The organism is Streptomyces xylophagus (genome assembly GCF_000716435.1).
In the GTDB taxonomy this organism is placed as follows: domain Bacteria; phylum Actinomycetota; class Actinomycetes; order Streptomycetales; family Streptomycetaceae; genus Streptomyces; species Streptomyces xylophagus.
The window spans coordinates 36,479-63,068 of the sequence record NZ_JNWO01000030.1 but is presented as its reverse complement, the minus strand read 5'-3'; the positions used below and the strand labels follow the sequence as shown (position 1 = coordinate 63,068).

Annotated in this window: 32 protein-coding genes; 29 read left to right on the top strand and 3 right to left on the bottom strand. The window is 66.7% G+C overall.

All coding sequences use genetic code 11. From position 1 onward, the window contains the following. Positions 1-223: 223 nt before the first annotated feature. Positions 224-1,201, bottom strand: coding sequence for an ArsR/SmtB family transcription factor (locus tag OO70_RS42650; RefSeq protein ID WP_043684318.1), 978 nt, complete (start codon positions 1,199-1,201; stop codon positions 224-226). 285 nt (positions 1,202-1,486) lie between these two features. On the opposite strand from OO70_RS42650, the gene OO70_RS42645 reads away from it, so the two are divergent. The 29 genes from OO70_RS42645 (at position 1,487) to OO70_RS56340 (ending at position 19,267) form a co-directional block, all read left to right on the top strand. Next, positions 1,487-1,810: a hypothetical protein gene (locus OO70_RS42645; RefSeq protein ID WP_043684316.1), complete on the top strand. Its 324-nt coding sequence runs from the start codon at positions 1,487-1,489 to the stop codon at positions 1,808-1,810. Positions 1,811-1,850: 40 nt separating this feature from the next. Then, complete coding sequence (locus tag OO70_RS42640) at positions 1,851-2,699, top strand: peptidoglycan-binding protein (protein WP_043684314.1); 849 nt, start codon at positions 1,851-1,853, stop codon at positions 2,697-2,699. Between the two features lie 31 nt (positions 2,700-2,730). Beyond that, the gene (locus OO70_RS42635; protein ID WP_051742134.1) at positions 2,731-2,985 is read left to right on the top strand and encodes a hypothetical protein; all 255 of its coding nucleotides are present in this window, start codon (positions 2,731-2,733) and stop codon (positions 2,983-2,985) included. A 179-nt stretch (positions 2,986-3,164) separates the two neighbouring features. Continuing rightward, positions 3,165-3,752 carry a hypothetical protein gene (locus tag OO70_RS42630; RefSeq protein ID WP_043684312.1) on the top strand — a complete coding sequence of 196 codons (588 nt, stop codon included), beginning with the start codon at positions 3,165-3,167 and terminating at the stop codon, positions 3,750-3,752. Between the two features lie 217 nt (positions 3,753-3,969). Next, a complete protein-coding gene (locus OO70_RS42625; protein ID WP_051742132.1) occupies positions 3,970-4,314 on the top strand; it encodes a hypothetical protein in 345 nt (114 codons plus the stop codon). A gap of 23 nt (positions 4,315-4,337) precedes the next feature. Beyond that, the gene (locus OO70_RS42620) at positions 4,338-5,429 is read left to right on the top strand and encodes an AAA family ATPase (protein ID WP_051742130.1); all 1,092 of its coding nucleotides are present in this window, start codon (positions 4,338-4,340) and stop codon (positions 5,427-5,429) included. Positions 5,430-5,706: 277 nt separating this feature from the next. Then, a complete protein-coding gene (locus OO70_RS42615) occupies positions 5,707-6,588 on the top strand; it encodes a PD-(D/E)XK nuclease family protein (protein WP_234337070.1) in 882 nt (293 codons plus the stop codon). 89 nt (positions 6,589-6,677) lie between these two features. Beyond that, positions 6,678-7,658, top strand: coding sequence for a helix-turn-helix domain-containing protein (locus OO70_RS54890; protein ID WP_158711588.1), 981 nt, complete (start codon positions 6,678-6,680; stop codon positions 7,656-7,658). A 103-nt stretch (positions 7,659-7,761) separates the two neighbouring features. Then, positions 7,762-8,211: a hypothetical protein gene (locus OO70_RS42610; protein ID WP_043684308.1), complete on the top strand. Its 450-nt coding sequence runs from the start codon at positions 7,762-7,764 to the stop codon at positions 8,209-8,211. An 81-nt stretch (positions 8,212-8,292) separates the two neighbouring features. Next, positions 8,293-8,943, top strand: a complete 651-nt coding sequence (locus tag OO70_RS51490) for a hypothetical protein (RefSeq protein ID WP_051742127.1) — start codon at positions 8,293-8,295, stop codon at positions 8,941-8,943. Beyond that, the gene (locus OO70_RS42600) at positions 8,943-9,161 is read left to right on the top strand and encodes a hypothetical protein (protein WP_043684306.1); all 219 of its coding nucleotides are present in this window, start codon (positions 8,943-8,945) and stop codon (positions 9,159-9,161) included. The genes OO70_RS51490 and OO70_RS42600 overlap by 1 nt, the downstream gene beginning before the upstream one ends. Then, positions 9,158-9,322, top strand: a complete 165-nt coding sequence (locus OO70_RS54885) for a hypothetical protein (protein ID WP_158711587.1) — start codon at positions 9,158-9,160, stop codon at positions 9,320-9,322. Before OO70_RS42600 ends, OO70_RS54885 begins: the two co-directional genes overlap by 4 nt. Positions 9,323-9,382: 60 nt before the next feature. After that, positions 9,383-9,865: a hypothetical protein gene (locus tag OO70_RS42595; RefSeq protein WP_043684305.1), complete on the top strand. Its 483-nt coding sequence runs from the start codon at positions 9,383-9,385 to the stop codon at positions 9,863-9,865. A 69-nt stretch (positions 9,866-9,934) separates the two neighbouring features. Beyond that, positions 9,935-11,440 (top strand): DNA cytosine methyltransferase, encoded by a 1,506-nt coding sequence (locus OO70_RS42590; protein WP_043684303.1) that lies wholly within the window; start codon positions 9,935-9,937, stop codon positions 11,438-11,440. After that, a complete protein-coding gene (locus tag OO70_RS42585) occupies positions 11,437-11,889 on the top strand; it encodes a hypothetical protein (protein WP_043684302.1) in 453 nt (150 codons plus the stop codon). The genes OO70_RS42590 and OO70_RS42585 overlap by 4 nt, the downstream gene beginning before the upstream one ends. Before the next feature lie 19 nt (positions 11,890-11,908). Then, on the top strand, positions 11,909-12,613 hold the full coding sequence (locus OO70_RS42580) for a hypothetical protein (protein ID WP_043684300.1): 705 nt from the start codon (positions 11,909-11,911) through the stop codon (positions 12,611-12,613). Further along, a complete protein-coding gene (locus tag OO70_RS54880) occupies positions 12,610-12,957 on the top strand; it encodes a hypothetical protein (protein ID WP_158711586.1) in 348 nt (115 codons plus the stop codon). Before OO70_RS42580 ends, OO70_RS54880 begins: the two co-directional genes overlap by 4 nt. After that, positions 12,954-13,178 (top strand): hypothetical protein, encoded by a 225-nt coding sequence (locus OO70_RS42570; RefSeq protein WP_043684296.1) that lies wholly within the window; start codon positions 12,954-12,956, stop codon positions 13,176-13,178. Before OO70_RS54880 ends, OO70_RS42570 begins: the two co-directional genes overlap by 4 nt. Beyond that, entirely contained in the window at positions 13,175-13,858 is a 684-nt protein-coding gene (locus OO70_RS51485; RefSeq protein WP_051742125.1) for a hypothetical protein, read from the top strand. Before OO70_RS42570 ends, OO70_RS51485 begins: the two co-directional genes overlap by 4 nt. Before the next feature lie 115 nt (positions 13,859-13,973). Beyond that, on the top strand, positions 13,974-14,276 hold the full coding sequence (locus OO70_RS42560; protein ID WP_043684294.1) for a hypothetical protein: 303 nt from the start codon (positions 13,974-13,976) through the stop codon (positions 14,274-14,276). 81 nt (positions 14,277-14,357) lie between these two features. After that, entirely contained in the window at positions 14,358-14,756 is a 399-nt protein-coding gene (locus OO70_RS42555; protein WP_043684292.1) for a hypothetical protein, read from the top strand. 158 nt (positions 14,757-14,914) lie between these two features. Continuing rightward, positions 14,915-15,262, top strand: coding sequence for a hypothetical protein (locus OO70_RS42550; protein WP_043684290.1), 348 nt, complete (start codon positions 14,915-14,917; stop codon positions 15,260-15,262). Positions 15,263-15,291: 29 nt separating this feature from the next. Beyond that, positions 15,292-15,576, top strand: a complete 285-nt coding sequence (locus tag OO70_RS42545) for a hypothetical protein (protein WP_043684288.1) — start codon at positions 15,292-15,294, stop codon at positions 15,574-15,576. Positions 15,577-15,593: 17 nt separating this feature from the next. Beyond that, positions 15,594-16,193: a hypothetical protein gene (locus tag OO70_RS42540; RefSeq protein ID WP_043684285.1), complete on the top strand. Its 600-nt coding sequence runs from the start codon at positions 15,594-15,596 to the stop codon at positions 16,191-16,193. Between the two features lie 66 nt (positions 16,194-16,259). Continuing rightward, positions 16,260-17,318 (top strand): DNA methyltransferase family protein, encoded by a 1,059-nt coding sequence (locus OO70_RS51480; RefSeq protein WP_051742123.1) that lies wholly within the window; start codon positions 16,260-16,262, stop codon positions 17,316-17,318. Positions 17,319-17,577: 259 nt separating this feature from the next. Then, positions 17,578-17,766, top strand: coding sequence for a DUF4314 domain-containing protein (locus OO70_RS42530; protein ID WP_043684282.1), 189 nt, complete (start codon positions 17,578-17,580; stop codon positions 17,764-17,766). Positions 17,767-17,832: 66 nt separating this feature from the next. Further along, a complete protein-coding gene (locus OO70_RS42525; protein ID WP_043684280.1) occupies positions 17,833-18,681 on the top strand; it encodes a hypothetical protein in 849 nt (282 codons plus the stop codon). Positions 18,682-18,830: 149 nt separating this feature from the next. After that, complete coding sequence (locus tag OO70_RS42520; protein WP_234337069.1) at positions 18,831-19,124, top strand: transposase; 294 nt, start codon at positions 18,831-18,833, stop codon at positions 19,122-19,124. Next, entirely contained in the window at positions 19,052-19,267 is a 216-nt protein-coding gene (locus OO70_RS56340) for a transposase (protein ID WP_234337073.1), read from the top strand. The genes OO70_RS42520 and OO70_RS56340 overlap by 73 nt, the downstream gene beginning before the upstream one ends. A gap of 4 nt (positions 19,268-19,271) precedes the next feature. Here the strand turns inward: OO70_RS56340 and OO70_RS42515 are convergent, their stop codons facing one another. Together OO70_RS42515 and OO70_RS42510 are read right to left on the bottom strand one after the other, a co-directional pair. Beyond that, positions 19,272-24,626, bottom strand: coding sequence for an ATP-binding protein (locus OO70_RS42515; protein WP_043684278.1), 5,355 nt, complete (start codon positions 24,624-24,626; stop codon positions 19,272-19,274). After that, on the bottom strand, positions 24,623-26,062 hold the full coding sequence (locus OO70_RS42510; protein ID WP_043684276.1) for an esterase/lipase family protein: 1,440 nt from the start codon (positions 26,060-26,062) through the stop codon (positions 24,623-24,625). The genes OO70_RS42515 and OO70_RS42510 overlap by 4 nt, the downstream gene beginning before the upstream one ends. Positions 26,063-26,590 lie beyond the last annotated feature (528 nt).

The window sequence follows — 26,590 nt, the reverse complement described above, 5'->3', positions numbered from 1 at the left end:
CTGGCCTTGATGCCCTTCGCTCCCGCCGTGGGAAGGGCTCTCGTGACGCGGTTGCGCCGGGTGGTCATGGCCAGGGGTGTCACCGACCTGACAGGCCGCCACGAACCGTGCCGCACATGACAACGTCAGCCCTGCATCGTCCGCCCGTTGAAGCGCCGCTGACTTAGCCGCATCGGGGTAGCCGATCGAGCTCATCAGTCGCCGCGACCTCTCCTGGACGCATTCATCTTGGGGCAGCGCGCAGTAGGGATGCACCGAGAGGTGTGAGGGTGTGCAGGACCGATGGACCGTGCCGGTGGCTGCTGATGAGGCCCGCGTCGCGCAGGGCGGTCGTGTGCTTGCTGGCGGCCGGCGCCGAGACGCCGGCCGCGCGTGCGAGTTCCCCGGTGGTGGCTCCAGCTGCCGTGGCCCGCAGCACGAGGGCCCGGGTCCGGCCCAGCAGTACGGTGAGGGGTGCGGTGTTCGTGTCCCTGGGGGCGGGCTCCTCGTGGAGGAGGGGGTAGACGAGTACTGGCGGCAGCAGGGGGTCCGCCAGCGCGATCGGCCATCCCCAGCAGAAGTACGACGGCACGAGCAGCAGCCCGCGTCCGCCGAGGTGGAGATCGCAGTCATCGGCGGGATATTCGACATGCAGTACGGGGGCCCGCCATCGCATGGTGGGTCCGAGGCCGCGCAGAAGTGCCTCTGCGCCGCCGTGCAGAAGTGCTCGGGCCCGGATCGACCGCTCCGCGTCGATCCGGGCCTGGGCGTGTTCGCGGTAGGGCGCGATGGCCGTGTCGTAGTACCGCCGTAGGCAGTCGGCTATGTCTTCGCGTACGTCCCGTTCCACCAGGCGCTCCGCCCAGGAGGGCGCGGTCGTGACGTCGGCGAAGTGCCTCACTTCACGCCGGATCCGGTCCGGCGGAGTCGTCACGATGGCCGCGAGTCCCGCGTCGAGGCCGTCCGCCGCCTCGGCGGGATTGAGGAAGTCTGGGTAGTACGTGGCTCTGGGGAACAGCGGTATGAGCGTGGTGCGCACCATGCGGTCCAGCCCGGTCTCGGCCAGCCGCTGCCTGGTGTCCCGGTACCACCCGGCGTACGCCCACCGCCCCTGCCGGGTCTGGAACCTGCACAGGCTCAACCCGATCTCCCACAGGGGATCCGGCTCGGCCGCCATGCGTGTACGCGCCAGGTCCGCGTCGGTGAAATGGATACGGAGCATCAGATTCCCCTCCGACCTGGTTTTTGACAGCCAGTTGGATCAGCATGCTCATGCCCACGCTGCGTCGGCAGCCTGCTTTACGGGTCATTGGCCTGTCCTGCACCTGGACAAGAGGTAGTCGCGGTGCGCGATCAACCCGGTGAGCATGAGCGCCGTGAAAGAGGGCGGTGAGTCTTGGGTAACGGCTCGGCTTCCGCTGGTGTCTCGCGCCTTCGCCGTCCACAGGCAGTTACTCGTCCCGCATAGACTGATCTTCAGCGGCGCGGGGCTGCCGAAGGGAGCGCCGTGACCGCGCCGCCGGGACAGGACCCCACGCCGTGGGAACTGCTGCGGGCCATGCAGCAGATGCGCGACGACCTGCGCGCCGACTTCGCTGCCTTTAGCGCGCGGCTCGCCGAGATGGTGACGAAGATCCAGTACGACGCCGACCGGCGGACTGACGAGGTACGGCTCAAAGCCGTCGAGGACGACATCGCCCAGATGCGGCGCGAGCGCGAGACGGAGCGCCAAGAGGCCCGCGGTGTACGGCGGTTGGCTCTTACCGCCCTCGTGGCCCCGATCGTGGTGGGCGTGATCGTCGCGATCGTGACCGGCAAGCTCGGACTGTAGGCTCAGAACAGCAGGCGCGGGGGAGAACAAGGAACGCGCCATGCCTGATCTCTGGCTGCCTGGAGCTGAGCGGCATCCGCTCAGCGACACCGCACCCACCGATACGCAGTACGACCCACGCGTCATCTGGCACATCACGTGGGACAAGAACGCCACGCTGGCCAAGCCCGCCGATCTCGTGTCGTTCGACAAGCTCGTGCAGTACTTCACCGGCAGCGGCAAGGGAGTCGCGCCGCATCTGCTCTGGGATCCCTTCACGGGCAGGACCGCCCAGTTCTATCCGGCGAACAGCCGGTCCAAGTCGGTCGTCGACACCGCCGGCGGCACCCGTACCAACCGCACCGGGAAGGTGTGCCTCCAAGTCGAGACGCTGTTCTTCCCGTACTGCCGCGTGAAGGGGAAGGCATACGCGACCGTCCGGGACACTCCGGCCACGGGACTCGACAAGATCCTGGCCTGGGCTCGGAGTTGGGGGGTGCCGGACGTCTGGCCGATGGGCGCCCCGACCTGGAAGGCGAACCGCAGCGAGCATGTCTGGGAGACGGAGGGCGGGCACTACGGCCACGGCCAGACGCCCGAGAACACGCACACGGACCCGGGCCCGATGCCGAAGTGGCCGACCACGACGTCGACGACGCCCAAGCCGGGTCCGCCGGTGTTCCCCGGCCGAAGCGCCTTCGGGCCCGGCAAGTCGAACGTGTCGATTCTCCTGCTGGGCCAGCAGCTCGTGCGCAAGGGCTACGGCAAGCACTACCGCGTCGGCCCGTCCCGCGACTGGGGCGAGGCGGACCGCCTCAACGTCGTCGACTTCCAGCACGCCCAGAAGTGGACCGGCTCCGACGCCGACGGCTACCCCGGCCCCGAGACCTGGCGCCGACTCTTCGCCTGATCCCTCTGACCAGCCCAAGGAGCACATCCCCATGAACCTCTACGCTTCGCTGCTGCGCACGGGAGTTCCGGCCGCGGTCGGCTGGCTCGTCGCGGTGGTTCTCCGCCACGGACTCGATCTCGACGCCACGGCCGTCACGGGAGTCCTGACCCCGGTCGCCATCTTCTCCTACTACGGCGTCTTCCGGTTCGCCGAGGTGCATCTGTCGCCGCGGTTCGGCTGGCTGCTCGGCTACGCCCGTCCGCCGAAGTACGAGAACACGACGCTGACCCTGCCGCGTACCTGACCCACGATGGGTGACGTCGAGCAGTCCGAGAGCCCAGCATGGAAGAAGACCCCCGTCTTGCGACGGGGGTCTTCGACCTCTTGGAGACTCCACCCTATCGTCTCTTTGGCGGGGGCGGACTCTGCTTCCACGTTGGTTACAATCTATATGCAGATGTGACGTGAGCTGGAGGCGATGGAGTGGCAGAGGACAAGGCGCCGGCGGGAAGGAAGCCGTACCTGGCCGGCAGGGTCGAGTTCGCCGCGCTGTACGACGTGAGGCCGCTCCAGGTCAGCCAGTGGATCAGCCGGGATCACACCCTCGACTACCGCCACGCCAAGATCATCAGCGGGTCGCCGTACTGGCTCCTCCAGTTCGTGAAGGGCTTCGGAGAGACGACCCCGCGCCCGAAGCACCTCAATTGGACGGAGCTTGAGCGGCTGACCAAGGGGCAGGACCCGGGCTACTGGGTGAGAGAGGTTGAGCAACTTCCCCCGCTGGTGGGTCAGGCCGAGTTGGTGGCCCTGTTCCGACTGCCGTCCGGCGAACTCCTGCGCAGGGCAATCAGCACAGGCCGCTTCCGGCCCGCCGACTACACCCTGTCCGGATCGCCGATCTGGCTCTTGGAGCCGGTCGTTGCAGATGCACCCGCACTACAGGCGGGCGCGCGCGCGGTGGACTGGGCGATCGACGACAAGGTCTTGGCTGCCCTGCGTGAAGGCACCTACGACGGGCCCGGATCCAGGATCGTGCCGCGCGGCAAGGCTGCCAGAAAGGCCGCTGAATAATCGCAGGTCAGAGGCTTGCAATTCTTGATTCAACCCCTGATTGCATATAGAATAGAAGCGCACCTGAGGGGGTGCGCTTCATTCATTCAGGGGGGATCATGTGTCGACCCAGGGGGCCACCGAGGGGGCCTCGGTGATGTTGTCGATCGACAATCCCTCCACCCAGAGATAGATTCCAACACTCCAATGTGTTAGGTCTATCTCTGAGGGGGGAGCCTTGCTGATCGAACAGCCGCCGTTGTTCGGCACCATCCAGCCCGTTCGCCACCCCGCCGATGTCGGCAGCCTGACCATCCAGCAGCGATTCGAGGCGTTCCACGCGCTCAACCCCTGGGTTCTCAGGGCGCTGGTCCGGATGACCGCCGACTGTGCGGAGAAGGGGTTCGGCCGCATCGGTATCGGGATGCTCTTCGAGCTCCTGCGCTACCAGTACGGCGCGGCGACCCGAGGCGACGAGTTCGCGCTGAACAACGACTACCGCTCCCGGTACGTACGGCTCCTGCTGGCCGAACACCCGGAGTGGGCAGCCCTCTTCGAAGTCCGGGCCCTGCGCACGGACTGACCACGACCTCTTGGAGCCAGATCGTGAACGCACCGGCGGGCACCGCAAAGCCGCCCGCAGTCCAGCTGAAAACACGCAAGCCGACGGGGATCGTCCCCTGGCCTCTCCTCCTCATCGAGGGCGAGGAGGGCGCGGGCAAGACCTACTCGGCAGCACAGTTCTCCAGCAGCGACCGCATCGGCCAGATGTACTGGATCGACCTCGACGAGGGATCCGCCGACGAGTACGCGGCCATCGACGGCGCCAACTATCTGATCATCGAGCACGACGGCACCTACCGAGACATCCTCGAACAGGTCGAGGCCGTGCACGCCGAGGCCAGGCGCGCGGCGGCAGCCGGAGAGGCCCCGGTCGTCCTGACCATCGACTCGGGATCCGCGCTGTGGCGGATGCTCACCAACTGGACCTACGAACGCGGTCGCCGGACGCGCAAGAACCGTGCGCTGCTCCAGGAGGACCCGGACGCCGCGTTCGACATCGGCCGGAACCTGTGGAACGACGCCACGGAGCGGTGGAACAGGATCATCTACCTGCTGCGCACGTTGCCCGGCATCGCCATCGTGTTGGCCCGAGGCAAGCAGGTCAGCGCCACGGACGACAACGGCCAGCCGATCCAGAACAAGAGCGAGTGGAAGGTCTCGGCCCAGAAGGACCTTGGCTTCGACTCGTCGTGCTGGGTGCGCATGATGCGCAACGCCGACCCGCAGGTCATCAAGGTCCGATCGCTGCGGATGCGCGTCGAGCGGAACAAGCCGCTGCCGCTGCGGGACTTCAGCATCGAGGACCTGGTCTTCAACAAGCTGGGCTGCTCCGTTGAGTCCCAGCCGCGCATCATGCCCGCGCTCGTCGGCGATCTCGTACAGCCCTGGCTCGCCCGCATCGCCGGCCTGGCGGACAAGAAGCTCCTGGAGGCGCTGTGGCGGGCCGTCCCGGATCCGGTGAACCGCCTGAGCCACGACGAGATCCTCACCGTCCGGGCCGCCGCCGAGCAGCGCGCCGCCGAACTCGACAGCCCCCGGCGGGAGATGGGGGAGGGACCACTGTCCGACGCCGACAAGCTCCGTGCCGCCGCACAGCGCAAGGCCGCCGAGCAGGACGCGGATGCCGAGCAGTGACCGCCCACGCTGACCTCTTGGAGAACTCCCCATGTCCGTAGCCACAGTTGACGGCATCGCACCTTCCATCTGGGATGCCGCACACGACGTGGACGCACGCCGTCCTCGCTCGCGTCAGACACAGCTCGGCGCGTCCGACACCGTGTGCGGCCGACGCGCCGCCTACATCCTGCACGGCATCACACCGACAGATCATCCCGACAAGCGAGCGGCGATCCTCGGAACGTTCATTCACCATGGGCTGCTTGAGTCTGCGCGCACGGAGTACGGATGGCTGGTGGAACGCAGTGTCCAGGACAACCTGATCCGAGGACATGTCGACGTCGTGCAGCTCGACGCGGCGACCGCTGCTCGTCTGCCTGCTCGTCATCGGCCAGCGATACCCGCCGACGTCCTCACTGTGGAGGACGTGAAGACCAAGTCCACATACCTGTGGGACCGCGTTCTTCGCTACGGTGCCACGGCCGCCGAGCTGCGGCAGGTCCAGCTGTACGCGGGCGCGCTGTTCGAGGTCGGGTTCGAGGACGTTCCCGGCCAGCGGTACCTGTCCCGCCTGGGGCCACTGAACATCGGTCGTATTCGCTTCCGGTTCATCAACCGGGACTCCGGCGCGGAGCACGTCCAGGAGATCGACTTCGACCCGCAGCGCGCGGCGGAGGCCCAGTGGTGGGTGGAACGTGTGCGCGAGACCGGCAACCCCGAAGAGATGCCCCGCGACTTCAACGGCCCTGGTCTGGACGCCATCTGCGACTACTGCCCGTTCCGCTCCCTGTGCTGGTCCGGGACAGCTCCGGGCGTGCCCGAGCAGACCGCGCTCATCCGCAACGACGCCGACCGCGAACAGGCGCTCATCGACTACGTGAAGGGACACGAACTCGCCAGCGAGGGCGACAGGGTCAAGAAGTTCGCGCGCAAGAAGCTCGATCAATCCCCGGAGGGGATCTACGGCCCCAACAAGCTGTCCTGGCGCGGAGGCAACGACGAGGAGAAGGACGACGTGGAGGCGATGGTCGACCTGCATGAGGTCGCCGGAATCCCGGTTCCGATGACGCCGGACGTCAACCGCATGGTCAAGAACCTCAAGGACGCAGGGCTGGCGATCCCCCGGCGGAAGACCGGCAAGAGGACGCCCGCGGTCATCAACGTCGCGCCGGCCTGACTCGACTCCGATGAGTCTCAGCCCCGCCCGGGAGCGACCGGGCGGGGCACCCCGTCCTGCCGCCGTGCCTGTACCGCCCAAGGGGAACCGTGTCCATCCAACTGATGATCGCTGCGGCCTACTTGCCGCCTGACGTGCTCAGCCAGAGCCAGAAACTCGCCCTCATGAAGATCGCGGACAGCGCCGACGACGAGACGAGACTCGCGCGCCCCGGCCTCACCCGTCTCGCGGCCTGGGTCGGCGTGACCGACAAGCGCGCCATCACCATCGTCACGGAACTGATAGCCAAAGGACTTGTCGAACGCGTGGAGACCGGCAAGGCGGGACGCGCGGCGGTCTACCGAGTCTTCCCCCTCGGGGTACCGCTCGCACCGACCACGTCGGAGCTCAAGGAGCGCCTGGCGGCCCGCAAGGCTGCTCCGAAGAATGCCAACAAGGCCCGCTCCGGAGTCGCGCGTTCGGCCCCGGCCAAGCCTGCGATGACCTATCAGGACGTCGAGGACCGCGAGGCTGCTCGCCGAGAGAAGGCCGGATCGCCGCAGGTCGAAGCTGGGTTCCACGCAGGGAACCCAGGTGAGGGGGCAGGGTTCCACGGGGGGAACCCAGACGGTCAGGACAGCCGGGTTCCACCCGTGGAACCCGGTGAGTTTCACGGGTGGAACCCACTGGGTTCCACCGGTGGAACCCCTTCCTTTCCTGGTTCTTCCTCTGTCCTTCCTTCCCCCCCTACCCCCACGGCTGACGCCGCAGGGGAGCCCGCTTCCGCTTCGCCAGACGACTCCGCCCCGGAGCGCGGGGAGCCTCCTCAGGGCTGCACGAAGCACCGGGGGCGCCCCGCTGCCTCCTGCCGTGGATGCGGCACCAACCCGCGCACAGGGCGCCGGAGGGAGCAGGAGGAGGCCAAGGACGAGGAACAGCGGAAGCACGGGCGCTTCTGGGATGAATGGCACGAGGACGCCGCCAGGCGCCGCCGACGGGTCGAGGAGCATCCGGAGGCGACCGAAGAGGCGCGCAGAGCTGTGCGCGAGGCCGTACGAGCGCGGAGGGGCGGCAGCCAGGGAAAAACTTAGACTCCCGAAAGAAAATTTCGCCGGAAATATGGACATCCCCGGCAATGCATATAGAATAGAACCAGAAAGAGGGGGAGGGGCCCCTCTTCACCGGAAGGACGACATGGACTACCTGCCCACACTTCGCCACTGCCACAACGGCGCGATCGTGCTCGACAGCGGCGCTGCCGCCCGCGAGCAGATCCACAGCCTCGCCGACCTCTACCGCCAGGACCCCGAGGGTGTCGGTGACATCCTCATCCGGATCGCCGACTTGAAGGACCTGGTCGACTGCGAGCGACACCTCGGCGGACTCGGGTACGCGAAGCCGGTACGGGACGAGATCGTCGGCGAACTCCTCGACGACATCGGCGGCGCCGAGATCCACCTCGACCACCGCGACAACCACAGGGCGCTCATGCAGGCCCGCGAACTCGCCCACCAGGCGCAGGACATCGCCGACGTCGCCGGTCAGCGCGTCGACGAACTGGAGGCCCTGACCGCGCGAGCCCGGCAGGTGCGAGAGGGGCAGCGCGCAGCGCCCCGGCTGGTGTTCATCGCCCGCCCGTGGTGAGCGCGGGCGGCATCAATTTGCCTTGATATAGATCCCAACTCTGTACTGTTGACTGGCGCACGACCTCTTGGAGAAGGAACTGTGAGCAACGACCTGGCGCCGCTGGCCCCGATGCCCGTGCACAACAACACCGAAGACCCGCTCTGGCTGGACCTGTGGAGCGCGTACGAGCCGGTCATCACCGCGCTGCGCCGCATCCCGCTCGTGACCAACGTCGAGTCCGGGAACGCGTTCGCCATCACCGCCGAGCTCACCGACGGCTCGCACCTGTGGATCTCCTCGGTCGAGGACCTGCCCATGGACCCAGCCGCGCTGGAGGGCTTCCACGTCAAGCGCCGCCACGACGACAACCCGAACATCGACGAGGTGCTCTACGACTCCACGGAGAGCGGAGAGCAGGCGGAACACGGCAACAGCACCGTCCCGCTCATCCAGGCCATCACGGCCTTCGTCACCGAGCGGCGCCTCGCGCCACGCGTCATCGACCTGATCTCCGTCCGGCTGGGGGGCGTGACAGCGCAGCGCCTGCCGGTGTCCAAGCTGCTCCACGGCCCTCTCACCGACAACGGCACGGCTCTCTTGGAGTACGCCAACGTCGTGCGCGCCATGGCGGCGAAGGGCTGGACGTGCGTCCACGCGCAAGGCGGTACGGACTGGCCCCTCACGGTGTGGGAGCTGAACGACGAGGTCGGCATCCTCTACCTCGCGTCCACCGGACAGGTGATCGTCTGATGGCGGACACCGAAGCGGTCCCGCCGAATCCGGCGGAGGACACCGGCAAGCGCCGCTGCGCCTGCGTCATCGCCCACCCGCAGGACGAGGCCGAACGAGCCCGAGCCCAGGCCGCGTTGGACAACGGACTCGTGACCAACGACGCCCACGGGGTCTTCGTCGCGTGCATGCAGCTCCTTCAGCCCTGCCCGGCTCGCTACGAGGTGGTGGCGCGGTGACCGAACTGCACGCGCTGTACGCACTGCTCGTACTCGCCCTCGGTGTCGGTGCCGGCCTCACCGTGATCGTCATCGCAGAGCTCCGCTGGGAGGCCCGCAGCCGGGACCCGCGCCGCACGACGCACGGCGAAGTCCACCGCCGCCACGCCGCCCACCGCTGATCGCGCTGCCCGGCCCGACTCCGGGCCGGGCAGCCGCAGACCTCTTGGAGAACACCCCCCGTGGGATACGACATCTACATCCAGACCTCCGATGGAAAGCCCGCCGAAGGGGACCAGAACTACTTTCGGTTCGCCTACACCGCGATGCCGCGCGCCCTCGACGCGATGAACAACTTTGGGATGCTCGTCGAGCTGCCCAAACCGTCATACCCCCAGCTGACCGAATACGGGCTGGAGGGTGTGACCCACCGGCCCGGCACCAAGCTCGACGAGAGCACGGCGAACCGCATCGCCGAATTCCGGACCGCCTACCAGGCCGTCAAGGATGCCTCCGAGGCGGCGCCGACCGGCATACCCAGGTACAAGCTCTTCTACAACGACGCCTTCCTCGTGACGGTCGCCGAGATCACCGCCGCCCTCACCGCCTATGACGCCCACCCAGGCGTGGCCATCGCCGAAATGCCCGTGGGCGACCCGGTGTGGGGGCACTGGATCACCTTCCTGCGCCGTGCGCAGGCACACGGCGGGCTCCGCACTTACTGATCTCGGCTGTCGCCCGGCCCCGCGACGCAGGGCCGGGCGCGCAGGACCTCTTGGAGAACAACTACCCACATGGCCACGTGGATTGACCTTTTGTGTGGCGCGGGCGGCAGCAGCACTGGACTTGTTGAAGCCGGGCACGAGCTGTTGCTCGGCATCAACCACTGGCGGCTCGCGATCGAAACGCACGCCGCCAACCATCCCAACAGCGAGCACGCCGTCATGACGCTCAGCGACGGCTTCCCCATGCGCATGCTGCCCAAGGCCGAGGCCCTGTGGGCATCCGTCATCTGCACCGAGATCAGCCCCGCGGGCGGCAAGGCTCGAGAGACCAACCAACTCGATCTCCTCGACCTGCTCGAAGAGGAACGCGACGACTGGGAGTCCCTCACCAAGGACGCCTTCGAGGCGACCCGGGTAACCGCATGGTGCGTGGTGCGAGCCGCTGAAGCCAAGCGGTTCAAGGCCATCGTCGTCGAGAACGTCGTCGAATTCGGCCTGGACTGGATCCTGTTCGCGACCTGGCTCCAAGCCATGGAATTGCTCGGATACCAGTACCAGATCGTGTGCGTCAGCAGCGCCCACGTCGGCGACGAGGTCAACCTGCGCGCCCCGCAGTGGCGTGATCGGATGTACGTGGTCTTCACCCTCAAGACCATGCGCAAGCCCGACCTGGAGCCCAGGCCACTTGCTCCCTGCGTCGACTGCGGTGAGGACGTGTACGCCGTCCAGTCGTGGACCAAGACCGATGGCCTGCGCATCGGGAAGTACCGGCGCGACTACATCTACCGCTGCCCCAACACCCGTTGCCGCCACGCCATGGTCGAGCCGTACGTACGCCCGGCCAGCGACATCATCGACTTCAGCGACCTTGGGAAGCGGATCGGCGACCGCAAAAAGCCCCTCGCGGACACCACCATGGACCGCATCCGCGCGGGCCGCCTCAAGTTCCCCTGGCGCCCGTACTCGATCTCGCTCACCCACGGCAAAGACGGTGGGGACAGGGCGTACGCCGTCGAGGACCGGCCGATGCCCGTCCGGACGGTGAAGCAGGGCGATGCGCTTCTGGTACCGACCGGCGGCTCGTGGAACACCGACGCCGTCCCCGTCGACGTGCCGATGCGTACTCGCACCACCCGCGAGAGCGAAGCCCTGCTGACGATGGACCCGTTCATCATCGAGTACCGCAACCACGCCACCGCCAGCCCCGCGAGCGACCCGCTCAGCGTCGTCACCGCCCAGGGCAACCACCACGCCCTCGTCACGCACGCCGGCACAGTGCCTGACCGCGCGCGGAACACCCTCGTCGTGCCGTACCGCAAGGCCGCGGTGAAGACGGCCGCCGAACCCGTCCACACCCTCTCCACCCGCGACTCAGCCGCTCTGGTGCAAAACGCCCCGGACATCAACGACTGCTACTTCCGGATGCTCAAGCCCCGTGAACAGCTCGAAGGGCAGCGGTTCCCCAAGAAGTACGTCGTCTACGGCAACCAGGCCGAGCAGACCGCGCAGGCAGGCAACGCGGTCTCGGTCAACGTCGCCCGGTGGATAGGCCAGCGATTGGAGCCCGTCCTGTGACCGGATCACGAACCCTGATCGGCACCCACGTCACCGACCACGCCCCATGCTTCGGCGACGAGGACTTCGCCGTTGCCGACGACAGATGGAAGAACGGCATCGAACTCGTCGCCATCTGCGAACCCGTCCTCTACGTCTGCGGCGGCTGCCCCTATCGGGCCGCCTGCATCCGGCAAGTCGTCCCAGCCAAAAGCCTGTTCACCGGCATCTGCGGCGGCCGGATCTGGCTCAACGGCGTGATCATCCACGAGCTTCCGGACGCCGACCCCACCGAGCTGCCAGCCCCGGTCATCCGCAAATCGTGCGGCACGGCCGCCGGATCTCGCGCTCACCGCCGGGCCGTAGAGCAGCAGTGCCCCCGGTGCCTGCCCCACTACCGCCCCGGACCGAACCCACTGGACGCGGAGGAGCAGGCCGCGCAGCAGCTCGAACTCCCCGACGCTCCCTGACCAACCGAGAGGAATCGCAGTGAACAACCTGACCGCAATATGCACCGGCACGCCGGACGGCTACCGGATTCGAGTTCTGGACGAGGACCACGGCATCTACTTGGCGCACCTCTTCTTCGACTGGGACAGCTTCCGCCCGGCCAGCGCCGGTCACCGGCTGATCGAGCACGGCTACATGATCCGGCCCGACGCCCGAACCCTGGACGCGGTGAACGGGTGGAGAGAGGTCCAGGGCCAGCCCGGAACCTGGACTGTGCCGGTCATGCCGACGAACGGGGACACCACAGAGACTTCCCCCATGGTTGCCGAGCGTCTTGCCGAGGCGGTCTCCCACTGGACGGAGGGACGCCACGACCAGGCCCGGGGAGTCCTGGCGGACCTCGCGCGGAACGGGACGCCCTCGCTGCTGTACGGCGTCGCGACGGGACTCGCAGTCATGGCGAAGGTAGCCTTGGCGAAGATGCAGGGACTCGATCCCGACACGGCGTCCTGGATCCTTCTGACTACAGACGGCAGCCGTCCCGAGGACATCCTCCCGCAGCCGCACCTCTTCGCAGCCCGCTTCATCATCGCGTTCGCCAACGGGGACACCGCGACCACGCTCGCCCTGTACGGGGCCGCTTTCACCGCGCCAGACCCCGAACTGTTCTCCCACTGTCTGGAGATGCTGCTCGCAGCGACCGGTGAGGCAGTACGCGCCGCCACTCCGGGGGCCGATCGATGACCAGCTCTGCCACCTACTCGCCCGACGGACTGCGCCACGATGTTGCCGACCCGGCGACATGGAGCGTTCGGATCTGCGCGGGGCGATGCGGGACGTGCATCTTCCGGCCGGGCAACCTGATGCGCCTGGAAGAGGGGCGCGTGGCGGAGATGGTCGCCAACGCCATCGCCAAGGAGGGGCACATCGTCTGCCACGCCACACTCGGCACCGATGCCCCGGCCATCTGCGCGGGCTTCGCGGCGCACCGCAACGGTCGTGCCGCTTCCCTCGCCCTGCGCCTGGCCCAAGCCCGCGTCCTTCGTACGGTCTGGGTCAACGTCGACACCAGAAAGGTGGAGGCGTGACCAGCGTGCTCGGACTGCTTGTCCTCCTTGTATGGGCAGCGGGAGTGGTGATCCTGGCGAACGCCTTCCGGAGGCTGCTGGCTCACGACCCGATCCTGCGACTGCTCTGCCAACTGCGGCCGGGCGCCGTCTCCTTGTACCTCGCGGTGGTCATCGTCGCGTGGCCGGCGGCGGTGGCGGCGAAGGCCCTGTCGGATCTCGTCGACCGGGGCCGCAGGTGACCCATATCAAGCCCGGACGGATCTTCGTTGCCTGCGACCCGCGGGACAGCATCCGTATCCGGATCGAGCAGTACGAGCCGGGGGACATGCGCGCCCTGGTCGCCGACGCCGCGACTGGCCGCAGAAGCCGCCTCATGCTGATCTCCGCCTTGCACACGTCGGCCTTCACCAACGCCGGCGTGCCGCGCCGGAGCGGATACGCCCCCGACCCAACAGAGTCCGCGCCGCCCACAGCGGTACCCCCGGTCGGCGTTCCGGGCGAGGAGGAACCGGACTGGTTCGAGGGGATGCCCGGTCGCCAGTTCAGGGTCGCGCTGCCGCCCCGGCTGACACTCCTGAACGCCAACCAGCGGCTCCACCACCACAAGCGCGCGGAGATCACCAGGGTGCTGAGGCGCGCGGCCTGGGCCGCCTCGCGCGCGGTGCCGCCCCTGGAACGGGTCCACATCATCGGCGTCCTGCACCCCGAAGACCGGCAGAGGAGAGACCCGGCCAACTGGTACCCCAGCTTCAAGGCGTGCGTCGACGGGCTCGTGGACCAAGGCGTCCTGGCCGACGACGACCACACGCGCGTCGTCGGCCCGGACATGCGCATGGGGCACGTGGTCGAGGGAGCGCGGCTCGTCCTCCACATACGCGACCTCACCCCTGCGGACGTAGCTGCTGACCTGCGGAAATAAAGTCCCTCGGTGATCAAGAAAATCCGCCGGAAATCTTGCCTCCCTCCCAAATGCATATAGAATAGAATCAGAAAGAAGGGGGAGCGGCCCCCTTCTTCAACCGTCAGGAGAGACCGTGACAGACCCCTTCAGTCTCGAGGGCATCCGCCAGCGCCTGGGCGCCGAGCAGATCAGCTCCGCCCAGGCGGACCGGCTGGCCGAGGCCATCGCGGAATCCCTCCAGCGGACCTGCGAGGAATGGTTCCCCGGCACCGACTACGACAACTGGCGGCAGATGCTCCCCGAGCCGCTGCTCGACGTCCTGGTCCAACTCCTCACCTGGGACGAGGGCGGTCGCATCGTGGCCGACTACATGCCCACCGCCGCAGCCACCTGCATCTTCCTGGACCTGCAGAACCGTCCCATCCGCGTCGGCTGACGCCGTCAACGACTCCGTCCGGCGGCCGGTGACCACCGCATCCCGGCCGCCGGGCGGCCTTACGCCAAGGAGGCGTGTGAAGTGCAAGACCCCTGCCCGCTCGCGGACCGGCGGGTGTGTGAGGCCACCCGCAACCTCGCCCGCGCCGTACTGCGGCGCATGGCCGTGACGGCGGTGGCAATCGAGCCGCGCATCAGGACTCTCGTCGCCACCCGCGACGAGCCCGGCTATGCCCTGTTGAGTCTGCATAGCGACGACGGTCGACTCCTGCTGCGGTTCGACCTGCTGAAGCGGCCGGACCCCATCTGGGACAAGCTCACCGCCGATCTGTGCTTCCTCGCTCGGCTCGCAGATCTGCGCACTCACCCGCCCGGCTACTACTTCGTCCACCCGATGGCCGACGAGCGCGACATCGCCGTCCCTCTCCCTGCCAATCCCCGCGGCCTGCCCCCTCGCGAGATCGGTCACCTCCGGTGGTAGTCGTCGGCGAGGTTGGCCGCCCTGTCGGCGGAGCGCCGCTCGTGGTCGACATCGGCCAGGGCTGACCCCCCGTGCTTGTTCGCGGGGCTGCAATACCCCCTGAATGCATATAGAAAAGAAGCATCTGGGGCCCCGTTCATCCTCAACCGGAGGCATCCGTGCCCGCTCGCCCCTCGGTACCGGTCATCAACACGCCGGACCACCACTTCGGTGCGATGTTCCTCATCCTTATCGCCCGCGCGCCCGACACCGCCACGCTCCGCGCCGCCAAGCGCCTCGCCGACAGCGCAGCCGTCGCCTCCTGGGCGCTGCGCCCCGGCGACCTCGAACCCCTCACCGTCGAGCAGTACCGGGAGCTGCTCGCCTACGCCGCCGCCCCCGAAGTCCTCGACCTGGCCCTCTACCTGCGCGGTGACAGGAAGCAGATCCGCACGCTCATGGACCACATCGGCCGAGAGATCGCGGAACTCCTCACCCACTACTCCGCGCCAGACCCCCAGGCCTGACGCTCGCCCCTGAACACCAAAGGAGAGCTATGACCAGTCCACCCGCACGGCAGTGGTGGGTCATCTACCGGGAGCCGACCCCCGCACAGATGGACGTCGTTGCCGTCGAAGCCCCTCCCGAGGGTGACGCGGCCCACGACAAACGGTGCGCCGAACTGGAGACATCCGGCCAGCTCGCCTATGTCATCGCCGCGCCCGACCAGGACGCCGCCGCAGAGATCGCCGGCCGGATCTGGGCCGAGGAACTCGTCACCAACCCGGCACGCCACGCCGCCGCAGAGGCATACCTCGCTGCCAACCAACGGCCCAAGTAACCCCATTGGAGACTGACATGAACCCCGACATGCTGAAGGACCTGTGCGCGAGCGTCGTAAGCCGCTTGAGCCTCCGCCCCACCACGGTCGAGGCCGCGCTACTGGTCACCCTTCACCACTTCAGCGGTGAGTCCCGCGACCCCGCCGTGGCCTACATCGGACTCACGCCCGATCAGTACGTCCTGCGGTCCCTCTCGACCCCCCGATTCGAGGCCACCCTCGCGAGTGCCGCCCTCAAGGCCGAGGGCCGAGAAGCCGACGCCCGCCTGAACTGGGAGGCGTTCGTGCAGCGAGAGCAGGAAACAGCCAGGCTTGCCCACGAGGCCATACCGAAGACGGCTCTCCTCGCCGACGCCGACGCTATCCACCGGATCGGTCGTCAGCTCGGTCTCTGCGCTGAATGCACGGACCGGCTCGTCACCGGCGTCGTGCTCACCCTGGCGCTTGGATATCCCTACCGCCTCGCTGATCAATGGCACCTCAGCCTCACCGATCTGCTCGCCCAGGTCACCACCGAGGAACTGACCGAGCTGTTGCGGCACGCCGCGCACACGGCGGCGGGTCGCACGGAAGAGGCCGCCGCCACGCTCCGGCGCCTACGGCGCACAGTGCGCTGACCTTCCCCCGTGGCGGCCTGCGGGCCGCCACGGGATGCCTCGATCGAACCGAATCCAGGAGACCGCATGAGCCAACTCGACCTGTTCGCCAACGCCAGTGAGCCCGAACAACAGCCCGCCCCAGCCGCCCCCGAAGCACCGCCGCGCAGATTTCTCACCGATCTTCCGCCGGCGCCCCAACCCGTCACGATCGCCACCCAGCCCCGCCCCGCGCTCGCCGCGGTCAAGCGCACGCTGGGCCAGTACCGCCCGTCACAGAGGAACCCGCACGCCCACGCCTTCGACCTGGCGGAGGCCGTCAGCTCGGCCTGGCACCACGCGCATGGGGGGAGCAGCATCGAAATCCCCATCGGTACCGTCGCCGCGCTCGCCCTGTGGCCCCTGCGAGGCCCGGACGCGTACCTCGCCGCCGACTGGTGGCTCAGCCTCGACGACGCCGAGCTGCTGGCGGCCTTCCGTGAGTGCTGGGCCCGCATGTGGATCATGCGCCCCGACCTCATAGACCGGGCCACGCCCCTCCACAAGTGGGTTGACGACGAGGAGCCCGATGCTCGGCGAGCCGCCGCCGTGCGAGCCGTCGTCGAGACCGCGATCACCAACGGACTCCTGCATCTGACCACCAGCGACGACCCCGATCTCCGCGCCACCACCGACGTGATCGGAACCCTCCTTGCCGTCATGCGCTCCAAGGGTGCTCACGACGCACTCGCGGAGATACACACGCCACCGGACGTCGCCTACCTGATGGCCAGGATGGTGCTCGACGACAGGCCGCTTGAGCCCGGCATGAAGTTCGACGAGCCCGCGGGCGGCACCGGCGGCATGTATCGCGCCGCCGTACAAGTCATGCGCGAACGCGGCATCGACCCGCACCAGTTCGGATGGTGCCTGACGGACATCGACCCCATCGCAGCCGCGGGCGCCGCCGTCAACGCGATCCTCTGGGACCTCGGCCCGCACGTACTCATCGGGTGCGGCGACACCCTGCACGAAGGCAACGTGTACGCCAGGGCCGCCCGGGAGGCGCTGGAGTCCCTGGAACGGCGCGATCGGCTGCACTCGCATGCCGTTTTCCTCTCTGCCATCCAGAAGGTCGAAGCCCTGATGCGCGATGTAGCGGCCTGACCTGCGGAAATTGCCTTATTCGATCTTGAACTCCCCCCTGAATGCATATAGAATAGAATCGGAAGGGGGGCATGGAAGAGCCACCGTTCACATTCCCGTACTGCCGGAGCCACGACATCCGGTGCCAGAAACCGGGCTGCGAGGCATGCGCCTGCGACCACTGCTTCGACTGCGGAGCCTGCCCCACCGAAACGTGCGACCACGACGCCTAGCAGTCGACCCACCACAACTTCCCCAACACATCACGACTGGAGCGCACATGACCTACAAGCAGGGCGACCGCGTCGCCCTCGTACACACCACCGACACGCACACCGAACTCAAGCCCGACGACGAAGCCACCGTCCACCGGTTCGACGCCAACCTCTCCATGCTCTACGTGAGCTGGGACACCGGCTCCACCCTCTCGATGCTCCTCGACGACGGCGACGAAGTACGCCCCGCGTAGCCACACCGGGCCCGCCCCGGCAGGGGTGGGCCCCGCTTCACCCGCAGACCTCTTGGAGAACGACACATGCTCATTACCGACGCCGCAGTCCGAGAAGCCGCGGCCAACCTCGCCCAAAGCCTCGGCGGAGACTGGGCGATCGACGCCGCAGCACCCGCCGACGGCGCAGCCCACCTCGTCTACAGCGACGGACGAGGCATCAGCTTCCGCCCCATCTTCGGCGGAACCACCGTCCAACTCTGGATCACCGGCAGCGCCGCACCCCCGCTCCCCGACCACGCCCTCCGCGAAGCGCAACTCGCTGCACGCCTGGCCGAAGGGCACCGCTACAACAAGGCGACCACCCTCGTCACCGAAGCCGACGAAGATCCGGAACTCATCATCCTGCGCACCCTCGAAGATGACCTCCTCCCCGCCTTCGACTACAAACCCCGCTACGTCGGCCACCGGCCCTGGAAAGACCTGTTCGACAAGGCACTCACGCAAGTGATGGACGAAGCCACGCCGGCCACGGGCACCTCGCTGCGAGACTGCGGCCCCGAAGCCCACACGACGCCGCCCGACGTCGGTGAAGACGCCGAGCCCTCGACCGACACCGAATCTGGCCCCGTCGCCGACAACGACCCGGTGATCGAGCCCGATCCGACCCCAGCGCCCGACGGTGAACAGCAGGCCGACACCCGCGCCTTCGACGAGGTCCAGGAGGAAGGCCCACCACCCGCCGAGGAGCCCGACTCCGAGACTGCGCAGCCCCCGAGTTCCGAGCCTGAAACCGACTCCGCCTCGGAGTCGAGGCCCTCCGGCGAGAGTGGCAGCGAAGCGGATACTCAACCGGCAGCCGAGATCAGCCCCAACACGAAACGGCGCCCCCGCAACCGCACCCCCAAGCGCCGGCCGAAGACCAACTCCACCTGACCACGTACGACTCGACCGGGGAGCGCGGCACCCGCGCCGCGCTCCATCCAGGAGCAACCTCGCAGCTGTCGGCCGACCAAGGGTCTGCTGCAGGGTTGGGTGACAGGTTGACCTGTCCGACCTCTCAGGTTCCAGTTCTGGTGGCCGGGATGATCTGCGTCCGACCGGGTCGCAAGACCAGGCTGATCTACCGGACGCAGACCTACCGGGGCCGTACCGGCGAGAAGAAGGGCTTCCGGGCCCGCGAGTTCGCGGACCTGCTTGCCTCCGCTCGTCGGCAGCTCGGCGGTGCCCCGCTGATCGTGGTGTGGGACAACGCCAGCACCCATCACGCCAAGGCCCTGCGGGAGTTCTGCGACCGCAACAGTGACTGGCTGACCATCGCAAGCTCCCTCCCTACGCGCCCGACCTCAACCCCGTCGAAGGCGTCTGGGCCCACCTGAAAAAGTCCCTGGCCAACCTCGCACCCCACACGATCGAAGCCCTCGCCCCGCTCGTGAAGAACCGTCTACGCAGCATCCAACGCCGACCGGAGATCCTGGACGGCTTCATAGCCGGGACCGGACTGACACTGGAGTCTCCGTAGCCTGTCACCCCACCCTTTCAACCTCAGCGTCAGGGTCGATGAGGTTGGCGAGTTCTTCTGCGCCATTTAGCCCAGTGGCGTTCTGGGCGAGGGTCCGTAGGCGGATGGCGTGGGCCCGACGCTGAATCTCTGTGCCGTTACTAGCTATCACCTGTGCGAGATTTCTGGCCTGATCAGTCTGATTATCAGCCGTCGCTATGATGGCGAAAAATAGGGCTCCGTTGATGCCAATAAACGGATTGGCGTGGGCCTGCAAAATTAGGCGCAGGCGCGGGATGTTTGCTTCCTCGATGGCGTCGAAAGCATTTTTAGATGCCGCCTCTTGGTCAGTGACGATCTCGAAGATCTGGTCGTGTGACATCTGGATAGCGAGTTGGAGAATGGCGAGATGTCGACGGGCGATCAATGTATCCGTGTTGGCGAGGAGTACTTGAATCTCGACTTCACCGAGGGCACTTTTATGCTCGTTTAGAAAATTCTTAGAGCTCGTCCAGTTGGGGCTTTTTATCCAATCTTGGAGTAGGTGTCGCCTGTCATGATCTCTCTTTCCTTGATCCAAGACGTCTTTGAGGCTGCGGGTGTCTGCTTCGGCCAGGGTGATGGAGAGGCGGTCGACGGCAGGGTTATCCGGGAATAGGTCCTTGACCAGGCGAAGTTGGTCACGAAATTCTTGTTTCTGGAGCCGGCCCGCGTGTGCACGTAGGAAAACTTCGGTGCTGGGCCAATCAGTGATTTGAGTCCATTGGTTAAGAAAATCTAGCGTTTCCTCGGGCAACGGTTGAGTGGCCCATTCGGGGAGTTGCGGGTCGCTGAAATTGAGGCCTACTGCGACATGGCGAATTTGTTGTCGCGCTCTCCGTAGCGGTTTTGGGAGTCCTATCGCAGCGGATTGGGCCGCCTGGATGAGTTGGTCTAGAGCAATTACATTTCCGGCTTCAGAGGTTTCGGCGACGTACTCGGCGTAGTGGGCCCGGAGTTCTGCCTGCGCCAATGGGAAAAGCGAAAAATCATTGATAGCAGCTTCCAGGACGGCGCAGACGATTCGCATGTCGTTCTGTTGGCTAGAAAAATTCTTGAGGGAGATGGCGAGCTGGGGAAGATAGGGGGTGGGGTTGGTTCGGGCTAGGGTGACGAGTATCTCGACGGCTTCGGTGCTGGATTTCAGCGCGCCTTCAGGATCTCCGGCCTCGCTCTTGTCGACAGCGAGGTTATTTAGGGCGCTAGCGAGATAGGGCAGGATGTTGGCGGGGTTGGAACTGGACAAGGTGCGGTAGTGGGCGACCGCTTCGGAACTGGATTCCAGTGCTCCGTGGTGGTCCCCGGCGTCTTTTTGTGTGGAAGAAAGATTGGAGAGAGAGCCGGCGAGGTTGGAGAGGAACGCCGCAGGGTTGGCTTGAGCCAGAGTGCGGAGGATCTTGACGGCCTCGGTGCTGGATTTCAATGCCCTCTCCCAGTTTCCGATTCTCTTCTCACGCAGGGAGAGGTTGTCGAGCGAGGTCGCCAGGTCGAGGAGGTGGACGGTGGGGTTGGCTCGGTCCAGGGTGCGAAAGATTTGGACGGCTTCGGTGCTGGAGGTCAGCGCACCTTCGTCATTCCCGGAGTCGCTCAGTCGCGCCGAGAGGCTATTGAGGGACATGGCAAGGCTTGGTAGGTGGACGGCGGGGTTGGCCTGAGCTAGGGGGCGTAGGAGCTGGATGGCTTCGGTGCTCGATGCCAGTGCGCCTTCGCGGTTCCCGACGTGGCTCTGCTGGACCGAGAGGTTGTTGAGTGAACTGGCGAGATGAGGAGCGACAGTTGTGGGGTTGTCCTGGTTTATGGCCCGGAACATTTGGACGGCTTCGGTGCTGGAGGCCAGCGCCCCCTCATGGTTTCCGGAGTTGTCCTGTAGGACCGAGAGGCAATTGAGGGATATGGCGAGCTGGAGTAGGTGAACGGTGGGGTTGGCCTGAGCCAGGGGGCGTAGGAACTGGACGGCTTCGGTGCCGGAGGCAAGTGCACCCACGTGGTCGCCAGCATCATTCTGCATCTGAGAAAGGTTACTGAGGGAAGTGGCGAGGCCGGGGAGAAAAATGAGGGGGTGGGCGAGGGCAAGGGCGCGTCGGATGCTGACAGATTCGGTGATAGAGGCCAATGCGCCTTGCCAGTCACCGGTATTCTTTTGTGAGACAGAGAAGTTGTTCAGGGCCATGGCGAGATTTTCGCTGAACGCGGCGGGATTGATGTCAACCAGCTCGCGGAATATTTGAACGGCTTCGGTGCTGCATTCCAGTGATTCATTCCAGTGCCCGACGTTGACCAGTGAACCGGAGTGATTGTTCAGGGACTCGGCAAGGGATGAGAGGAAAAAGTCTGGGTTTGATCCGGCCAGGGTGCGGTAGTGCTTGACCGCTTCAGTGCTGGATTCTACTGCTCCATTCATGTCCCCGGCTTTGCTCTGCGAGCTAGAGAGGTTACTGAGGGACAAGGAGAGATCGGCGAGGAAGGCGTCTGGGCATGATTCAGCCAAAGAGCGGAGGTGCTTGACAGCTTCAGTTCTGGATGCTAGGGCAGATTTCCAGTCTCCGATTCTGTCCTGGTGGTTGGCTAGGCTGTTGAGGGAGTTGGCGAAATCAGGGAGGAAGACCGCCGGGTTGATTCGGGACAAGGCGTGGAAGTGGGTGACTGATTCGGTGCTGGATTTCAGTGCCCCTTCATGGTCGCCGATGCTGCCCTGCTGGATCGAGAGGTTGTTTAGCGAGGACGCGAATTCGGAGAGGAAGGCGCCTGGGTTTGAGCTGGCCAGGGTGCGGTAGATCTGGACAGATTCGGTGCTGGACGTCAATGCCTCATCTAGTTTAGCGTTTTTGTTCTGGTGGCCGGCGAGGTTATTGAGCGCCATAGCAAGGTTAGGGAGGAAGACCTCCGGGTTGGATTTAGTCAGTGGTCGGAGGATATGAACGACTTCGGTGCTGGATTTCAGTGCTCCATTCCAGTTCCCGATGTTGCGTTGTGCGATGGCGAGGTTGTTGAGGGAAGCGGTGAGTGTGGAGAGGAAGGCCGCTGGGTTGGATTTAGCCAGCGGTCGGAGGTTGTGAACGGCTTCGGTGCTGGATTTCAGTGCCGCTTCATGGTCGCCGATGCTGCCCTGCTGGATCGAGAGGTTGTTTAGCGAGGAGGCGAGTTCAGGGAGAAAGGCAGCGGGGTCTTTTTTGGCAAGGAAGCGGTAGTGGTTGACGGCCTCCTCGCTGGACGCTCGGGCTCCTTCCCGGTCCCCTGCCTCAGATTGACGGCGGCCGACACGTTGGAGAAGTTCAGCGATCTTTTCGAGTGCGGGGGCAGGTTCGGCACGCGCCAAGTCTAGGCGCCGAGTGTCGGTGTCCAGTCCGAGACCGGGCAAGCCGACGGTCGTGAAAGGGATAGCGCCGGAGAGGTCGTCGATCCAAGAGGGCGGCGGAGTGCTCTTGACAAATCGGTTGAGGGTGGCCAGCGCGGTGCCGCCCTCTTGGGCAGCGATCTGCAGGATTGGTTGCCAGCGGTGCGTTCCGTTGCCCACCCAGTCAGCGGCCATGTTGATTGCTACGCCGGGGTTGGCCGTGGCAACGCGGTTCAGCTGACGCAGTGCGGCCAGAAGCGGTTGAGGCTCCAGAGCCTCCAAGGCGCGCGGAAGAAGTTCGGGGTCGCCACGTAGTTCCTGCATCGTGAGATGGTCGGCGATGGGGTCCGGGCGTAGGGCCAGGGGTTCGCCAGGACCTGGCTGCAGGCAGGTGGTGAGGGTGGTGCGGATGGTTTCACGCCACTGAGCGTCCTCGGCGAGTTCTTCTACCGTGCGGAGCGCGGCGGTGGTCTGGGCGCGATTGGTAGGAGTGCGCAGGGTCAGGCAGGCGACAGCCCGGTTGAGTACGTCCACCGGGGCGTCACCGGTGCTGCCACTGATCCTCTGATAGGTCTGGGCCCAGTAACCGCGTTCGTGGTCAAGGACCTCCTCGTACAGGCCTTCGCGGGTGGTGGGAAGGCGACCGGGGCTGCGGGCGGAGAGGAATGCCAGCAGGATGTAGTCCAGCGTCGTCCATTCGACCGGTGCCGCCTCCTTGGCTGCCGCCAAGTCGACCGAGCCAGGCTCTTCGCGGAAGGCCTCTACCGCGCGGCGGAAGAGGGCGGAGCCGTCGGGGTGTTCGGGCGGCAGTTCCAGCGGCTGGTGCTCGCGGCAGAGGTGACCATCTTTTGTCCATGCTCTGCGCAGGGTGGTGAGCCACTGGCCGGTGGCGGCGCGGGCGGTCATCACCACGACGGCGGGGGTGGCGCCTCGTTCGGTGCGGCGTTTGAGGATGGTCAGCAGGCGCTGGGCGTCGGCGGCGCGGGCTTCGGCGTAGTCGAGGACGATCAGGGTGGGGGAGACGACGGTGCCCAGCCAGTCGTCACCGTCACCGGCTTCGCGCAGGTAGCCGGTGTACCAGCCTTCCCGGGTGGCCAACCGGTGGGCGAGTTCGAGGGCGAGGCGGGTCTTGCCGGCGCCGCCGACGCCGTGGATGAGCGCGATCCCGGTGTGCGGGCCCGCGGCGATGGTGCGGCAGAAGTGGGTCAGGACGGTCAGTTCGTCGCGGGCCTGGAACGGCACCACCGCATGCTCGGCCTTCAGCACCTCCAGCGGCCGGTGCACTTGCGCATCCAGTGCCACGTACGGGGACCGCAGCGGGTTGTCGCTGGAGCGGCCGCTCGGCGTGTGGGTGTCTTGCCGACGCCAGGCGCGGCCGACGTCCACGGCCAGGCGCCACGTCCACTCGGCGGCGTACCCGGAGCCGGTACGGACGGCGTCCCCGAAGGAGGCGCGGGCACCCCGGATCGGGGAGCTGGGCAGCGGGTGGGTGATGCCGACCGGATCCACCAGCAGCAACGCCCGCGGAGGTCTGCCCACCTCCTGCTGGACAAGACCGTCCCAGCCCTCGGGGCGGGCGGTCCACACGTCCGCGTCCGGCACCTGGAAGGTGTCGGGGTCGGGATCGCCGATCCACACGCCGAGCAGGGCGTGCGCGGCCCGCCCGGTCTCAGGCGGGTCGAGGATCACGACGAGGGGGTGCAGGCCGGCGTGCAGACAGGCCCCGGCCATGATCAGGGCCAGGTCCAGGCAGGTGGCGTGCCTGGGACACCACAGGACCTCGCCGGGTTCCCGGATGACCTGACGGTCCGTCTCGTCGGACGGGGCCTCGTGGGAGTAGGTGATGCCCTGTGCTGCCAGCGCCTCGTAGACGGTCTGGGTCTGGGCGATACGGCTGCTGGCCGGCGGGCCGGGCAGACGCACCAGCGCGGCAACCTCGTCCGGCAGCACGTACTTGGCGAGGGCGGCGGGCTCGCCCTCCAGGGACCAGCGGGGCCAGGTGCTCATGGGGCGATCACCGCCACCGCGTCCGAGGCGTTCAGGTCGCCGATACCCGGCACGGCCTGCACCACCACGTCGACGTCGTACAGACCGGGCGACTGGCCGGGCAGCTCGGTGAGATAACTGCCGCTCTGCTCATCCCAGTCCAGCCGGACCTCGGCCAACGGCGTGCGCGGACCCTCCACCGGCCGGACGGTTGCCCACACCGCGAGAGAACCCGCGGCGGCGGACAGCTCTTCCGGCAGGTGATCGCCCAGCAGCCGTACCCGCAAGGGAACGGGCTGCCCTTGGCCGTGCAGTTCGTCCAGGTCCAGGCCGAGCGCGGCTTCCCGCTCGTCGCCGCGCGCGGCCAGCAGCGTCTTCTTGGACTCATAGGCCTCGGCGAGCGTGGGGATCCACTTCGCGGAGGCGATCGGCCCGTGCCGATCTCGGGTGCGCCAGTCGCGGGTGGTGTCGTACCCGCTCATCTCCACCGGCACCGCCGAGATCGCCGGGACCGTACCGTCCCCGTGGTCCTTCTCCCACCCTCCCAAGTCCAGCCAGGCGGGCAGTTGCTTCTCCACGGTGAGAGTGCTGCCGTCCCACTGGGCGGAGCCTGCGGTGGCGTGGCTCCAGCCCAGCCGCGGCACGATTTGTGGTTCCGCCCCCGTACGGGGTATCTCCTTCCAGCTCTGCTCGATGTCTTGGTGCATCGCGAACCCCGCCTTGGCCAACGCGCTCAGCCCCGGTACGGGGAGCTCGTGGGGATAGCGGGCTGTCCCGGCGACGGTGTCCCAAATCATGCGGTAGCGGGGCATCAGTTCCGCCACCGACGGCCACCCGCGCAGCAGTTCGCTGGCCCCGTCCAGTCGCATGCCCGTCACGCGGACGCCGTTGGCCAGCAACTGAAGGGCTTTCGGCGCCCCTCGGTGCGGGGTGCCCAGGGTCACCAGCGCGCGGCACAGCGGCCACCCCTCCAGCGGGCCCAGCCAGTACCGGGCCACCAAACCGCCCAGGGAATGGGCCAGGATTACCACCCGCCCAGCCCGTTCGGATGGGCTGAGGTCCCTCAGTCGATCGTGGACGTCGGCGGCCAGCTGTTTCGCGGCATGCGCGACCCCGAGACGGAAGTCGTATGGGAACAGCACCACGTTCGCGTCAGGATTGCGGCGATCGGGATGACCCATGTCCATCACCACACCAGGCAGGGCTTGAAGCCCCGCCCACTGGCGCTCATAGCCCGGGACCACCGTCCAGCCCGGCAGCAACCGCTTGGATCGGATCAGTCCCACCGGCCGCAACGGCTCGTCCACCGCCAGCCGCCCCGGCCGCGCCAGCAGCCCCGCGATATCGCCGAACCCCGCATCCCACACTGTCTTCGCAGCCCTCTTGCCCGCCGCCGGCCGCTCCAGCACGCTGCCGCCGATCCCCGGCAGCACGTACACCAGATGTTTGCGTTCCATCCCCCGCCCCCGACTCTCCCTTGACCGGCACGGTCAGCCTCGCACCTGCCCCGACAACCATCCGCGGTCCGACCGGCCTCATCCGACCAAGGTCGAATGCGCGAGGCGCGGAGCCGAACAGATCAGCAGCCAAGGACAGTTCGGGGATATCACGCATACGAGTGGTGTGGCAGCGTTATGCCTGCGAATAGCCCGGACGGGTAGCGGGCTCCATGCGTTGGAAGGTGAATCCGCTGCGGGCGAGTTCGAGACACGCTCCCGAGCTGGGGCGATCGTCTCGGAAGCTGGTTGAGATTGTCCTTCCAGGACGCGTTCTGGACGTAGGTTGGACACAAGGATCGGAAAAGACTGACAAGGGCCGGGAAGGACTGAGGCTCCAAACCTCGTCTGACCTGGGAAAACGGCCAAGATGGGCATTGATCGACAAGGGTCGCCAAGATCCTCAAAGGACTCATAATCCGTCGGCCGTGGGTTCGAGTCCCACCCGCCCCACCATGCACGCCCGTGACCTGAGGAAACGTCTCATCT